This window comes from Arthrobacter bambusae, from assembly GCF_030812595.1.
GTDB classification, from domain to species: Bacteria; Actinomycetota; Actinomycetes; order Actinomycetales; family Micrococcaceae; genus Arthrobacter; species Arthrobacter bambusae_B.
Genome location: NZ_JAUSSZ010000005.1, coordinates 179,593 through 193,247, shown reverse-complemented (window position 1 = coordinate 193,247; position 13,655 = coordinate 179,593). Strand labels below are relative to the sequence as shown.

Sequence of the window (13,655 nt, the reverse complement as noted above, 5' to 3'; positions counted from 1 at the left end):
AGGTTTGAACCCGTGCACCACTTTCTCATCGCCCTGGCCACGACCCCGTCGCCTACCCCGACCCCGTCGCTGCGCCCAGGCTTGTCGGAAGACCAGGTGACACCCGGGACCTGGGGTTTCGTCCTGACTGCCTTCATCGTGTTGCTCACGACCTTCCTGATCGTGGACATGGTCCGCAGGATCCGTCGGGTCCGCTACCGCGCCCAGGTTGAAGAGGCCTCGGCGGCCGAGGCCGGCAACACCGAGGCCGGCACCGCCGAGGCAGGCGCCACTCCCGGCACTGCCGTGGCCGGTGGCGTCGTCCCGGGCAAACCGATCGTTGAAGACTCCGACGGCGATGCCGGCTCCGGAGCCCGCTGACCCGGGAACCACCCGGGAATGGCCGGGGGCGTCCAACGCCCTTGGCTCGGAACCGTCTGCCTATCTGCGCCAGCACGCACACAATCCGGTGCACTGGCACCCGTTCGGCGACGAGGCTTTTGCTTTCGCAGCCGCCCGCGATGTTCCGGTCTTTCTTTCCATCGGTTACGCCGCCTGCCATTGGTGCCACGTCATGGCCCACGAGTCCTTCGAAGACCAGGACACCGCCGACTACCTGAACGCCCGGTTCGTGGCCATCAAGGTGGACAGGGAAGAACGTCCGGACGTGGACTCGATCTACATGGCAGCCACCCAGGCCATCAGCGGCGAGGGCGGCTGGCCGATGTCCGTCTTCCTGACCCCCGAGGGCTTGGCTTTCCATGCAGGCACCTATTTCCCGCCGACGCCCCAGCCTGGAAGGCCGTCCTTCCGCCAGGTGCTTGAAGCGGTCCACGAGGCCTGGCTGGAACGCCGGGACGCCGTCGAGCAGAACGCCAGGCGGCTCGCGGTGGGCATGGCCGATGCCCAGCTCGCCACGGCCGTGTTCCTCGACAGGACACCCGAAAGCCTGGATAGAGGCCTCCTGTCGGAAGCAGTGCGAGTACTCGCCCGTTCGGAAGACCCCGACGGTGGCGGGTTCGGCCGCGCTCCCAAATTCCCGCCGTCGGCGGTTCTTGAGTTCCTGATACGGCACGCCGCCGTGCCGTCGGAAACCTCGGACGCGGCCCGTGACATGGCGGGCCGAACTCTTGCCGCCATGGCCCGTTCCGCGCTGTGCGACCAGCTCGACGGCGGTTTCGCCCGCTATTCCGTGACCGCGGACTGGTCCGTTCCGCATTTCGAGAAGATGCTCTACGACAATGCCCAACTCCTCCGCGTCTATGTCCACTGGATGCGCCTCCAAGGCGACGAGGTCCTGCCGGCCGGCGAAGCCGCAAGTGTGGCGTCCCGAATGGCCGACTGGATGCTCGACTCGCTGCGCGTGGGCGATCCCGCAACCCCTGGCGGACTCGCTTCCTCCCTTGACGCCGACACCGTGGTGGACGGAGCCCATTACGAAGGGGCGTCCTACTTGTGGACCCCCGCGAGCCTTGAAGCCGCGCTTGGGCCCGGGGATGGCGCGGCCGTGGGCCGGCTGATGAACGTGGGGCCATCCGGAAGGGTCTCGGAGCTTGGATCTCCGCTCCATCCAGGGCGCCGGCTCTCCGGGGAGGAGTCGCGGTTGTGGGAGCGAGTGAGGCCGGTGTTGCGGCGCGCGCGTTCGGCGCGTCCCCAGCCGGCCCGGGACGACAAGGTCGTGGCAGGCTGGAACGGCCTCGCCATCGCGGCGCTTGCCGAAGCCGGCGCGATCCTGGACAGGCCGGAACTGGTGACCGCCGCGGAAAGCGTGGCCGAGTACCTGGTGCGCGTGCATTGGGTTCCCGCGTCGGGCCCCGGTGCCTCCGTTCCCGGCGCCCCGACGCAGGCGGCGGGAGTGCTGGTCAGGGCCTCGCACGAAGGTGTTGCCCGAGGAATCAGTGGCCTGTTGGAAGACTATGCTTTTTGCGCGGAAGGCTTCCTGGCCCTCTACGCGGTGACTGGCCGGCGCCGCTGGTACCGTTTCGCGGAGGAGCTGGTCGCCGGAGCCTGCGCGCGTTTCGTGGTGGACGGCAGGTTGTCGGACTCCGTGGGTGAGTCGGCCCAAGTGTTCAACGCACAGGGCCAGCACGTGGGCCTGGACCCCTTCGATAATGCTGCGCCCAGCGGGGCGGCGGCCTTTGCCGGAGTATTGCTGAGCTATGCTGCCTACTCCGGTTCGCACGAGCACAGGGCCATGGCAAGCAACATCCTCTCGCTCCTGCCGCCGATGGCCGCACGGGCTCCACGGGTCGCGGGATGGCTGCTTGCGACCGCACAGGCGGCCGTGGCCGGTCCTATCGAGGCCGCAGTGTCCGGCCCCCGGGGCCCGAAGCAGCGGGAACTCCATCGCGCCCTGTTGGCCTCGCCGAGCCCGGGGATGGTGGTGGCGGTCCAGATCGATGAGGCCGGCGAAACAGCGGACGACGACGGCGCGCTGCCCGGGGCCCGCGCCGCGGAACCGGAAGTACCACTGCTTGAGGCCCGCACCGCTGCCGCGGACGGCTCACCACAGGTGTATCTGTGCCGGGGGATGGTGTGTGACCTGCCGCTTGGCTCTGTCGGGGAACTCGCGAAACGCCTTGACGCGATGACGGAGGCCGCCGGCTAGCTCAGCACGGCAATCATGATTGCGATGAAGTGTGCGGCGAAGGCCAGCACCGTGAGGGCGTGGAAGAGTTCGTGGAAGCCGAAGTTCAACGGACTGAAGCTGGGCTTCTTGATCCCATAGAAAACCGCGCCGGCGATGTAAAGGGCCCCGCCCACGCAAATCAGGATCGCGGCGGGAACGTTCGCCGCGAAGAACTCCGGCAAGTAGAACAAGGCCCCGCAGCCCAGCGCGACGTAGACAGGCACATAGAGCCAACGCGGAGCGCCGGTCCAGAGAACCCGGAACAGGACTCCGATCAGTGCACCGGACCAGATCACCCACAGCAGGAGTACGGCCTTGGGGCGCTCGAGCAGGGACCAGGCGAGGGGTGTGTAGCTGCCCGCGATCACCAACATGATGTTGGTGTGGTCCAGGCGCTTGAGGACCATCTTGGTCTTCGCCGCCCAATTGCCGCGGTGATAGACCGCGGACACGCCAAAGAGCAGTGCACCCGTGAAAGCGTAGATTGCGGAGGTGATCTTTCGATCCATCGTTGGCGCCAACGTCACCAGGACGATCCCCGCCGCGACGGCGAAAGGCGTGGCCACAGCGTGTATCCAGCCGCGCCACCGTGGCTTGGTTGTGAGCAGCACGGACATCGTTAAAGGGTAACCCCCGCCGGGGTATGTTACTGCGAAGTAATGCATTTTGGTCTCGAACCTCGAAGCCGCGGTGTGCCGACCGCCCGGCTTGGGAAGGTAGCCTTGGTGATGCACCTACGGCAGCAGTCCGCAGGTACGGACGGTTGTTTTGCTGAAGGCGGATTACCCGCCCGGCCGGCGGCCGCCGTCGTTCTCAAGGGTTTTTCAGTTGCCGTTCAAAGGAAGTCAGGTGAGTGTCCGGATGGAGTGGCCCGGCTTCCTCTATGGCTTCTACGAACGCAAACTGCTCCGCTCCCTCGAGCAGGAAAAGATTCCCCGGCACATCGGCGTCATGGTGGATGGCAATCGCCGTTGGGCGCGGCAATTCAACGCTCCCACCAGCGAAGGCCATCAAGCAGGGGCGGACAAGATCCATGAATTCCTCGGCTGGTGCCAGGAGCTTGGAGTCAAAGTCGTCACGCTGTACATGCTCTCGACCGATAACATGAACCGCTCCGGCGAAGAGCTCGAACTGCTCATGGGAATCATCGCGAATACCCTCGACCGCTTGGATGACGACGCCAATATCTCGGTCCACGCCATGGGCGCGCCCGAGCTGCTACCGGACTATCTCGCCGAGAGGCTCACCAAGCTCACGGCGCGCACCCCGATCCGCGAGCGGCTGCACGTCAATGTCGCCGTCGGCTACGGAGGACGGCGGGAAATCGTCGACGCCGTGCGGGAGCTGCTGCACGACGCCGTCGCGCACGGCCGCGACATCACCGAGCTGGCCGATGAACTTTCGGTGGAGGACATCTCGCGGTTCCTCTACACGCGCGGCCAGCCGGACCCCGACCTGGTGATCCGCACATCAGGTGAACAGCGCTTGTCCGGCTTCCTCATGTGGCAAAGCGCCTATAGCGAGTTCTACTTTTGCGAGGCACTGTGGCCGGCGTTCCGCAAGGTTGATTTCCTTCGGGCCTTGCGGGACTACGCCGGCCGCCAGCGCCGTTACGGTACCTGACACGGTGACTCTTCGGTGCGCTCCCGTTTCCGGGATGTTCACGCTTTGTCTACACGAATCGCCGTTTGGGCTAACCGGAAATGTAATCGCATGGGAATACGTTAATCCCATCAGTAGGCAACCCGCCTGCTGATCGGGGAGGCCAGTAGATGGAAACATCGCACCAGTTACGTGGGGGGCCGCGCCCGGCCTTCCGGCCGAGCCGCCTCACGAATAAGCCGGGTTCGCCCGGGGCTGGAGTCGATGTGGCTATTTCTGAGCAACTGCCCGTAGTCGTTTCCGACGGGGAAAGTTCAGCTACCTCTCGCACCAAGCGGGCCAACGGTGGGCGGACTGCAAAGTCCGGGACTCCGACTGGCCGAAGCTATGTGATTGACACTTCCGTACTGCTTTCCGACCCGCACGCCTTATTGCGCTTCGCGGAGCACGAAGTCATTGTCCCGATCGTGGTGATCACTGAATTGGAAGCCAAACGCCACGATCCCGAGTTGGGCTACTTCGCCCGCAAGGCACTCAGGCTCCTGGATGACTTGCGCATCGAGCATGGTGGGTTGAATCAACCCATCCCGATCGGAACCGACGGCGGCACACTGCGGGTCGAAATGAACCATGTGTCCACCGAAGTGCTGCCGGCAGGATTCCGCGGCGCGGACAACGACAGCCGCATCCTGGCAGTCGCCAAGAACCTCGCCAACGAAGGCCACAACGTCACGGTCGTCTCCAAAGACCTTCCCATGCGCGTCAAAGCCTCCGCAATGGGACTGTTCGCCGACGAATACCGCAATGAACTCGTCAAAGACTCCGGCTGGACCGGGATGGCGGAGATCGAAGCCAGCGAGGACGAAATCTCCACCCTGTACGGACACGAACCCGTGTTTATCCCGGCAGCGGCCGAGCTGCCCGTCAACACCGGCCTGGTGCTGCTCTCAAACCGGGGCTCCGCCCTGGGCCGCGTGGGCGCGGACAAGCAAGTGCGGCTGGTCAAGGGCGACCGTGACGTCTTCGGACTGCACGGCCGCTCAGCTGAGCAACGCCTTGCGATCGATTTGCTCATGGATCCGAGCGTCGGAATCGTCTCGATCGGTGGACGGGCCGGCACCGGAAAGTCGGCACTGGCCTTGTGTGCCGGACTCGAAGCCGTCCTGGAGCGCCGGGAGCACCGCAAGGTGATCGTCTTCCGGCCCCTGTACGCGGTGGGTGGACAGGAACTCGGCTACCTGCCCGGTTCCGAGGCGGAGAAGATGAACCCCTGGGCGCAGGCGGTCTTCGACACCCTCGGTGCACTCGTGAGCCAGGAAGTCGTGGAAGAGGTCATGGACCGGGGCATGCTCGAAGTCATGCCGCTGACCCACATCCGCGGACGTTCGCTCCATGACGCCTTCGTGATCGTGGACGAGGCCCAGTCGCTCGAGAAGAACGTGCTCCTCACCGTCATGAGCCGTATGGGCCAGAACTCCAAGATCGTCCTGACCCACGACGTCGCCCAGCGGGACAACCTCCGCGTCGGCCGGCACGACGGTGTTGCCGCCGTCGTCGAGACCCTCAAGGGGCACCCGCTCTTCGGTCACATCACCCTGACCCGCTCCGAACGCTCGCCGATCGCGGCACTCGTGACGGAGCTTCTGGAGGGGGCTGAGATCTAAGCGCACCAGGCGCCGCCTGTGCGGGAGGCCGTGGCCCGGTTCGCCGGGCCCCGGCCTCAGCTGTCCTCCGGTCCGCTCCCGACGCCCGGTCACCTATGTCGGGTTTTTCCCCGACGCCCGGTCACCTATGTCGGGTTTTTCCCCGACGCCCGGTCACCTATGTCGGGTTTTTCCCCGACGCCAGGTCCGCCGGGCCACGGCCCTTCGCCGTCGCTTAGACACGGCGCATAAGGACCCGCTCCGGTCGCTGAGCGACCTTCGGTGTCCGATGCGCCGCGATGCGCTCCTTCGCGAAGAACCGCGTCCAGGCTCGTGCGCCTCTCACCAACGCCCGGTCACCTATATCGGGTTTTTCCCCGACGCCCGGTCACCTATGTCGGGTTTTTCCTCGACGCCCGGTCACCTGTGTCGGGTTCCGGCGGACGCGCGGTCACAAACCCAGGAACTTCGCTGTGGCTTCGTGGCCTTCCACTTTCAGCGTCCAATCCGGTCGGATGAAAGAAGCGGAGGTGAGTCGAACGCGTTGGACTTCCACGACGTCGACGGCCCATCGGTCGCGGTAACTGCCGTTGAACTCATAGCCGAGGCTGGTGGAAACGCCCAGGGATTGCTCGTTCCACATGGCGGCCTCGGAGGTTGCTGTTTCTGCGTTTAGGTAGTCGAAGGCGTAGCTCAGGGCGGCCGCGCGCATTTCCTTGCCGAGCCCTTTGCCTTGCGCGCTCTTTTTGAGCCAGGAACCGGTCGAGACAGTCCTCAACGATGCGAAGTTCTTTGCCTCCACGTCCTGGCAGCCAATGAACTCGTTTTTGTGCCAGATGCCGAACAGGAACGTCCATGATTCCGGGGTCATTCCTGCCCGGCAGCGCCAATACCATCGGGCCATGTTGGCACCCAACTCATCTTCGGGCAGTTCCGTCCAGGGGTTGCTGAAGGGGGATTTCCCAGGCTCGTGAATGCCGCTGAGGGCTGCCCTGACCGCTGCGGGGATGTCAGCGTCCTGGATGGGGCGCAACTCCAAGCGGGGTGTGGTCAGGCTGAGGCCGAAGGGGGGCCAGATACTGCTCAGATCGTTCATTCGGGAAGCCTAGCGGACACACCGGGATAGCTCGTCATGCGTCAACCACGGTGGTTCGTTGTTATGCGTCCCTCAGCGACGGTCGCCCATATATGTGAGCGAGCGTTGGTCGGGTGGGGTATAGGTGAGCGAGCGTCCAAGGGGAGGGGAATGGCTCTCACGCGCGGGGGCCGATGTCCCAGCTGATGTGCTTCCGGACGTCGGTGAGGTTCATCGATTCGGCGAGGAACAGATCGTCCAGCATGTATTCGTCCACCCCCAGGATCCGCATCCAGTGCCCTTGGCCGGCCGTATCGCCGTCGAGCGATTGGCTGAAAACGCACACGCCCGTTCCCGAGTCCACCCGCAAGAGCGTGCGTCCCGGGAAACAGAGCGGTGTTGCCGCATCAGCCGGCACGTAACTGTGTCCCGGCGTCGCGATGGCTTCCAAAGCCGGACGCCCCTCGTGATCCACTTCCCGGATGGCGCCGAGCGACACCCGGTTGGACTCGGGAAACTCCATAGGCACGGGTGCGTTCCCGGCGAGCTCCACAGGATCGAGGGCGGCCGCGAGCCGACCGTTCCCGAAGGACGGTTCACCATAGGCCGCCTCGGGACGCCGGCGGACCAAGCCTCGGGAGTCGTAAACGGGAGTCACCAGATGGGCAGGCAACAGCCACGACTTTCGCTTGGAACCGAGGTAAAGCCCGTCACGGGAGTCGTTGATCCCCGTGGTGCTGTGCAGCAACGCGCCATCCACGGTTTCGAGCCGAAGCGCCCCCGGCCGACGCAGCCAGGCTCGCACTGTGGATCCCGTGCTGCCGGGCCGGTCCAGGTATTCGAACCTCAGGCTGGTCCACTTCCACGGGGAGGAGCGGCAGAGGTTCCGGAAGGTTGAGGGCATGTCGGGGTCTGGATTGCCTTGGATTTCTGCACTGTAGCGCCCCATATCCACAGTCTAAGGGTGCGTGACCGGCGCGGGTTTGAGAAAACCGATAGCATCCGAGAGTGATCCGACGACTCGGCGAATTGTGGGGGACCAGTTTCCCGGCCTTCTGGCTCCTGCTGGCAGCCTGTGTTTACTTTGCGATCATGGCGGCCCGCCTCACGGTCATCGACGTCCGTCACCACCTCTTGCCCAACCGGATCGTTTTCCCGTCCTACGCCATTGCCGGTGTGTTATTGCTCGGCGCGGCGATAGCAGTCACCGTGGCCGGCGGTACGTCAACGACCGTCGCCGGCGGAGCGGCAGGGTCCGTTCCCGACGGCGTTGCCTCCTTCCTCGGAGTGCCTGCCTTGGGAATCGTGGCCGGGGGAGCCGTGCTGTGGGTGTTTTACTTCATTCTGCGATTGGTTTATCCGCCCGGGATGGGCTTCGGAGACGTCAAATTGGCCGGTGTCCTCGGCCTTTACCTTGGCTATCTGGGTTGGGCGCATGTGTTCGCCGGGACGTTTGCGGCGTTCCTCTTCGGCGGGCTGTGGAGCATGGGGGTCCTGGCTGCCCGGCGGGGAACCCTGAAATCAGCCATACCGTTCGGGCCGTTCATGCTCGCCGGTGCGGCTGCGGCGATGTTTGCCCTGCCCGGGTGATGGGAGCCGTGAGCAAGGGAGCGCGGGAGGTGATCGGTCGAGCGGCCTGCCCGCTGTCATTCGGGCATCGCCGGTGGGATACTCGGCCTACTGGCGGATCCGATCCGGAAGCGGGGGAGTGCCCTTGTTGGTGATGACTGTCTCAACGAAAGGGGGCTAGGAAGTGGCGGTCCCTGAATTCATCCTCCAAATCCGCGAGAAGATCGGCAACGACCCGCTGTGGCTTCCCGGCGTGCGAGGCGTGGTCCTGGACGATCAGGACCGGGTCCTGTTGTGCCAAAGGGCCGATAACGGCCGATGGACCCTGATTACCGGAATGCTGGAACCAGGGGAGCACCCGGCCCCCGGCTTGATCAGGGAGATTTTCGAGGAGACTGCGGTGGTCGCGGAAACCGAGCGCATCCTGGCGGTGGGCGTGATCGGCCCGGTGACCTATCCCAACGGTGACGTGTGCGACTTCCTGGATATCGCCTTCAAGTGCCGTTATGTCTCGGGGGAGGCCCGCGTTAACGACGACGAATCAATAGCCGTCGGCTGGTTTGCCCTGGACGAGTTGCCTGAGATCAGCGCCGGGCACCGCGAGACCATCCGGCTTGCTCTGGAGCCGGGCTCCGCCGTCGTGTATCAGCGCGATTGACGGGCCGCGAGGATCGCGCGGGCGCCGAAGAGGCAAGCGCAAACACCGCAGGCAATGGCGCCCACGATGGTCCACCATTCGCCCGTGGCGGAGCCTATGGAGACGGCCAGGAGGCCGAAAAGCACGGCCCCTAGTCCCCATCGAACGGCCGGGCTGATGTTCGCGGATTCTTCGGGCTCTGAACTCATGGTTTCCAGCCTAGGCCAGATGGACGCCCAGACGGACATGCCCGGCCTTGGTCCCGGACGGTGGGCATATTCCTCATATGTCCACTGGTCCGAGCCAAGGCCGGGCATGTCCCGTGCGCAGGCGGGAAACTAGGCCTTGTGGGCCGGGCGGGTCATGGTGGTGACGTCCAGGGCCTTGTCGAGCTGCTCTTCGGTCAGTTCGCCGCGTTCAAGGTAACCGAGGGAGATCACGGCCTCGCGGATCGTCAAACCCTCTGCAACGGCCTTCTTGGCGATCTTTGCCGCTGCTTCATAACCGATGAACTTGTTCAGCGGGGTCACGATGGACGGGGAAGCCTCGGCCAGGAAGCGGGCACGCTCGACGTTAGCGGTGATGCCATCGATCATCTTGTCGGCCATGACGCGGCTCGTGTTGGCCAGGAGGCGGATCGATTCGAGCAGGTTGGCAGCCATCACGGGGATGCCGACGTTGAGTTCGAAAGCGCCGTTGGTGCCGGACCAGGCGATGGCAGTGTCGTTGCCGATGACCTGGGCGCAGACCATGATCGATGCTTCGCAGATGACCGGGTTGACCTTCCCGGGCATGATGGACGAGCCGGGCTGGAGGTCCGGGATGGAGATTTCGCCCAGTCCCGTGTTGGGGCCGGAGCCCATCCAGCGGAGGTCGTTGTTGATCTTCATGAAGGAGATTGCGATGTTGCGCAGCTGGCTGGAGCCCTCGATGAGGCCGTCGCGGTTGGCTTGCGCTTCAAAGTGGTCGCGCGCCTCGGTCAACGGAAGGCCGGTGTCGGCTGCGAGGAGCTCGATGACGCGCTCCGGGAAGCCTTCCGGGGTGTTGATGCCGGTGCCGACGGCGGTGCCGCCCAAGGGGACCTCGGCAACGCGGGGGAGGGCCGCGTTGATGCGCTCGACGCCGTAACGGACCTGCGCGGCGTAGCCGCCGAACTCCTGTCCCAAGGTCACCGGAGTGGCGTCCATGAGGTGGGTTCGGCCCGACTTGACGACGTCCTTGAACTCGACGGCCTTGCGGTCCAAAGAAGCCGCCAGGTATTCGAGGGCCGGGATGAGGTCGTTGATCAGGGCGGACGTCGCGGCGACGTGGACGGACGTCGGGAAGACGTCGTTGGAGGACTGGGACGCATTGACGTGGTCGTTCGGGTGGACAACTTTGTCGCTCCCGGCAGCAGCGAGGGCACGGGTGGCAAGCTCCGCGATGACCTCGTTGGTGTTCATGTTGGACGACGTTCCGGACCCGGTCTGGAAGACGTCGATGGGGAAATCGCCGTCGTACTTTCCGGCGGCAACCTCATCGGCAGCGTTGGCAATCGCCTCGGCGAGCTCGCCGTCGAGCACTCCCAGTTCAGCATTCGCCAAGGCTGCGGCCTTCTTGACGCGGGCCAGGGCCTCGATGTGTGCGCGCTCAAGCGTCTTGCCGGAGATCGGGAAGTTCTCCACGGCGCGCTGCGTCTGGGCGCGGTACAGGGCGTTCACGGGAACGCGAACTTCGCCCATCGTGTCATGTTCAATACGGAACTCGGCCGTGTTGGATTCTTGAGTGGAAGTCATGGGGCTAGCTTATGGCGAGCAGCCGCTTGACCGAAAACCGGTGGAGCAAAGCTACGGCCGCTGCGTACCGCCCCGACGGGGCGGCACCGCATCCGGCCTAGAGCTTGCCGATCCCGGAAACAAGGTCCGCACGGCCCTCATCCAGTTTGTAGGAAAGCCCCACGACGGCGACCCGCCCGTCGTCGATCGCGTCGGAAATCACACGGGAACTGTCGGCCAAACGGCTGGCTGTCTGCTTGACGTGCTCCACCACCATGTCGTTGACGTCCGTCTCTTCATTTCGCATTGCGGTGAGGACGGAAGGCGTGATGCGCTCCACGAGGGAACGGATGAAACCCGCCGGCATGTCACCGGTCTCGACGGCACCCTTGGTCGCGGTCACCGCGCCGCAGCTGTCGTGGCCCAGGATCACGATGAGCGGTACATGCAGTTGGGAGATGCTGTATTCGAGCGAACCGAGGACGGCGTCGTCGATCACTTGCCCGGCCGTGCGGACCACGAAGACATCGCCGAGGCCGAGGTCGAAGATGATCTCCGCAGCCAGGCGGGAATCCGAGCAGCCGAAGATCACGGCAAATGGATGCTGGTCCTCGACCAGGGAGTGACGGCGGGAAGCGTCCTGGTTGGGGTGCAAGGATGCCCCGGCGACAAAGCGTTCGTTTCCTTCGCGCAACCGGCGCCAGGCGAGTGCAGGAGTCAGATAGGTAGTCACGGCGCTACTCTACGGCTTTGGGCTAGCCGGCTGCGAACCTGTGTCGCCGGGCAAGGTGTTCGCATCCGGCGAAGCGGCCGGAGCTGCGTCCATGGCTTTCACGACGTCTGCGGCCAAAGTGGAGAACTCGTCCAGGCCTGCGCTGCCGTTCAGGATGATCGTGGTGCCGCGGTAGTTCAGGACCATGCTGCGGTTGCCCTTGGCCGTGTCATGGAGCTCCCAGTCGTGGCCGCCGGCGCTGCGGGTGCCTGTAACGGGAGCGTTGCCCGTCTGCTGGAAAATCCAGGTTGGATTGGCCTTGCGGGTCTGGATGAGTCCGATGAAGGCCTGCTTGGGGGTGACGTAGCCTACCTCCCACGTGGGTACGCCATCGCCGGTCCCGGATGTCCAGCGAGCGTAGTTTGGACTAAATGTTTCGCCGGTATTAGGCGCCACAGGTGTGAAACCCGCCACATCTTTTGCATTGGCCGCGGATGCGGCGACGTCGATGTTGGGCCGGTAACCGTTGCTCTTTGGTGCCGGATTCATGAGCACGATCGGCAGGAACGCCACCACGCAAAGGAGCAACGCGATAAGCATCCCGATTACCGATGCGTTGGCCCGTTTGGCTGCTTTTGCCGCGATAACGGGCTTGACTGCGGGCTGGCCAGCGTCAACGGTGCCGGCCGTGTCGGCGCTTCCGGCGCCTGTTTCAGCCGACGGGGCAGCTGCAATTGCTTTGTCTTGCGTTTCACTCACGCTTCAATAGTCTCCTATCCAAGCGGCTAATACACATTGCCCCGTCTGCGCAAGGGGCACTCGGGGAGCCGGTCATCCCATGACCGCGCCGCCTCGCCGCGACTATGATCTCTTCTAGAGGAATCATTCAGGCCGCCAAGCGCAGCCGTTCCTGGTCCCACGAATCGCGTCATCGAAGAAGAGGTTCACGTGTCTCCAGCGCCAATTTCCCAGAAGTATTCCACGATTTCGTCGGCGCTCGCCGTCGGGACCGATGAGCCGGACCGCAACCTGGCCCTCGAACTTGTCCGGGTTACCGAAGCCGCCGCCATTGCCGGTGGCCACTGGGTGGGGTTCGGCGACAAGAACAAAGCAGACGGCGCCGCAGTTGACGCCATGCGCTCCTTCCTCCACACCGTCCATTTCAACGGCGTCGTTGTCATTGGCGAGGGTGAAAAGGACGAAGCCCCCATGCTCTTCAACGGCGAGCACGTCGGTGACGGCACCGGACCCGAGTGCGACGTCGCCGTCGACCCCATCGATGGAACCCGACTGACGGCCCTGGGCATCAACAACGCCCTCGCCGTGCTGGCAGTGGCCGAGCGCGGCACCATGTTCGACCCTTCCGCTGTGTTCTACATGGAGAAGCTCGTCACGGGTCCCGAAGCCGCCGACATGGTGGACCTGCGCCTGCCCGTGAAGCAAAACCTGCACCTGATCGCCAAGGCGAAGGGCGTCAAGGTCAACCAGCTCAACGTCATGATCCTGGACCGCGACCGCCACCGCCCGCTGGTGGAGGAAATCCGCGAAGCCGGTGCCCGCACCAAGTTCATCATGGACGGCGACGTGGCCGGCGCTATTGCCGCGGCACGTTCCGGCACCGGCGTCGACGCCCTCATGGGCATCGGCGGCACCCCGGAAGGCATCGTTGCCGCGTGCGCCATCAAGTCCCTCGGCGGTGTCATCCAGGGCCGTCTGTGGCCTACCAGCGACGACGAGAAGCAGAAGGCCATCGACGCCGGACACGACCTCGAGCGCGTGCTGTCCACCAACGACCTCGTCACGAGTGACAACTGCTACTTCGCAGCCACCGGCATCACCGACGGCGACCTCCTCAAGGGTGTTCGCTACTCCAAGGACAAGGTCCTGACCCAGTCCATCGTGATGCGCTCCAAGTCCGGCACCATCCGCTTCGTCGATGCCGAGCACCACGCCAACAAGTGGGAAACCTACGCCCGCAAGTAAGGGCCCAACGTCCTGCGCGAACTGGCAGCAAATGCCCTCTAAATTGAATTCCGGAGGCATTTGCTGCCAGTT

General features: G+C 64.5%; 14 protein-coding genes. 7 read left to right on the top strand and 7 right to left on the bottom strand.

Going from position 1 to position 13,655, the window contains the following annotated elements:
* Nucleotides 1–12: 12 nt before the first annotated feature.
* Nucleotides 13–360 (top strand): hypothetical protein, encoded by a 348-nt coding sequence (locus J2S96_RS09220; protein WP_306862117.1) that lies wholly within the window; start codon nt 13–15, stop codon nt 358–360.
* Nucleotides 338–2,587 carry a thioredoxin domain-containing protein gene (locus tag J2S96_RS09215; RefSeq protein ID WP_306862114.1) on the top strand — a complete coding sequence of 750 codons (2,250 nt, stop codon included), beginning with the start codon at nt 338–340 and terminating at the stop codon, nt 2,585–2,587. Before J2S96_RS09220 ends, J2S96_RS09215 begins: the two co-directional genes overlap by 23 nt.
* Here J2S96_RS09215 and trhA read toward each other — a convergent pair.
* Nucleotides 2,584–3,225 carry a PAQR family membrane homeostasis protein TrhA gene (gene trhA, locus J2S96_RS09210; protein ID WP_306862112.1) on the bottom strand — a complete coding sequence of 214 codons (642 nt, stop codon included), beginning with the start codon at nt 3,223–3,225 and terminating at the stop codon, nt 2,584–2,586. The genes J2S96_RS09215 and trhA overlap by 4 nt on opposite strands.
* 244 nt (nt 3,226–3,469) lie before the next feature.
* On the opposite strand from trhA, the gene J2S96_RS09205 reads away from it, so the two are divergent.
* Nucleotides 3,470–4,231, top strand: coding sequence for an isoprenyl transferase (locus tag J2S96_RS09205; RefSeq protein WP_306862300.1), 762 nt, complete (start codon nt 3,470–3,472; stop codon nt 4,229–4,231).
* A 368-nt stretch (nt 4,232–4,599) separates the two neighbouring features.
* The gene (locus tag J2S96_RS09200; RefSeq protein WP_370873056.1) at nt 4,600–5,874 is read left to right on the top strand and encodes a PhoH family protein; all 1,275 of its coding nucleotides are present in this window, start codon (nt 4,600–4,602) and stop codon (nt 5,872–5,874) included.
* A gap of 430 nt (nt 5,875–6,304) precedes the next feature.
* On the opposite strand, the gene J2S96_RS09195 is transcribed toward J2S96_RS09200, so the two are convergent.
* Together J2S96_RS09195 and J2S96_RS09190 are read right to left on the bottom strand one after the other, a co-directional pair.
* On the bottom strand, nt 6,305–6,949 hold the full coding sequence (locus tag J2S96_RS09195; RefSeq protein WP_306862107.1) for a GNAT family N-acetyltransferase: 645 nt from the start codon (nt 6,947–6,949) through the stop codon (nt 6,305–6,307).
* A 157-nt stretch (nt 6,950–7,106) separates the two neighbouring features.
* Nucleotides 7,107–7,877 (bottom strand): hypothetical protein, encoded by a 771-nt coding sequence (locus tag J2S96_RS09190; protein ID WP_306862103.1) that lies wholly within the window; start codon nt 7,875–7,877, stop codon nt 7,107–7,109.
* A gap of 59 nt (nt 7,878–7,936) precedes the next feature.
* On the opposite strand from J2S96_RS09190, the gene J2S96_RS09185 reads away from it, so the two are divergent.
* Together J2S96_RS09185 and J2S96_RS09180 are read left to right on the top strand one after the other, a co-directional pair.
* Nucleotides 7,937–8,518 carry a prepilin peptidase gene (locus J2S96_RS09185; protein ID WP_306862101.1) on the top strand — a complete coding sequence of 194 codons (582 nt, stop codon included), beginning with the start codon at nt 7,937–7,939 and terminating at the stop codon, nt 8,516–8,518.
* A 163-nt stretch (nt 8,519–8,681) separates the two neighbouring features.
* On the top strand, nt 8,682–9,155 hold the full coding sequence (locus J2S96_RS09180; protein ID WP_306862098.1) for an NUDIX hydrolase: 474 nt from the start codon (nt 8,682–8,684) through the stop codon (nt 9,153–9,155).
* Here the strand turns inward: J2S96_RS09180 and J2S96_RS09175 are convergent.
* From J2S96_RS09175 to J2S96_RS09160, 4 genes are all read right to left on the bottom strand, one after another.
* Entirely contained in the window at nt 9,143–9,343 is a 201-nt protein-coding gene (locus tag J2S96_RS09175; RefSeq protein WP_306862095.1) for a hypothetical protein, read from the bottom strand. The two genes, J2S96_RS09180 and J2S96_RS09175, sit on opposite strands and share 13 nt — an antisense overlap.
* Nucleotides 9,344–9,472: 129 nt before the next feature.
* Nucleotides 9,473–10,909: a class II fumarate hydratase gene (locus J2S96_RS09170; protein ID WP_306862089.1), complete on the bottom strand. Its 1,437-nt coding sequence runs from the start codon at nt 10,907–10,909 to the stop codon at nt 9,473–9,475.
* 97 nt (nt 10,910–11,006) lie between these two features.
* On the bottom strand, nt 11,007–11,621 hold the full coding sequence (locus J2S96_RS09165; RefSeq protein WP_306862086.1) for a carbonic anhydrase: 615 nt from the start codon (nt 11,619–11,621) through the stop codon (nt 11,007–11,009).
* Between the two features lie 9 nt (nt 11,622–11,630).
* A complete protein-coding gene (locus J2S96_RS09160; protein WP_306862083.1) occupies nt 11,631–12,359 on the bottom strand; it encodes a DUF4245 domain-containing protein in 729 nt (242 codons plus the stop codon).
* A gap of 189 nt (nt 12,360–12,548) precedes the next feature.
* Between J2S96_RS09160 and glpX the strand changes: the two genes are divergently transcribed.
* Complete coding sequence (glpX, locus tag J2S96_RS09155) at nt 12,549–13,583, top strand: class II fructose-bisphosphatase (RefSeq protein WP_306862081.1); 1,035 nt, start codon at nt 12,549–12,551, stop codon at nt 13,581–13,583.
* Nucleotides 13,584–13,655: the final 72 nt, after the last annotated feature.

Excerpts from the sequence above, each read along its gene's own strand:
- trhA (WP_306862112.1), bottom strand. The coding sequence starts at position 3,225 with ATGTCCGTGCTGCTCACAACCAAGCCACGGTGGCGCGGCTGGATACAC.
- J2S96_RS09175 (WP_306862095.1), bottom strand. The coding sequence starts at position 9,343 with ATGAGTTCAGAGCCCGAAGAATCCGCGAACATCAGCCCGGCCGTTCGA.
- J2S96_RS09170 (WP_306862089.1), bottom strand. The coding sequence starts at position 10,909 with ATGACTTCCACTCAAGAATCCAACACGGCCGAGTTCCGTATTGAACAT.
- J2S96_RS09215 (WP_306862114.1), top strand. The coding sequence starts at position 338 with ATGCCGGCTCCGGAGCCCGCTGACCCGGGAACCACCCGGGAATGGCCG.
- J2S96_RS09205 (WP_306862300.1), top strand. The coding sequence starts at position 3,470 with ATGGAGTGGCCCGGCTTCCTCTATGGCTTCTACGAACGCAAACTGCTC.
- J2S96_RS09190 (WP_306862103.1), bottom strand. The coding sequence starts at position 7,877 with ATGGGGCGCTACAGTGCAGAAATCCAAGGCAATCCAGACCCCGACATG.
- J2S96_RS09195 (WP_306862107.1), bottom strand. The coding sequence starts at position 6,949 with ATGAACGATCTGAGCAGTATCTGGCCCCCCTTCGGCCTCAGCCTGACC.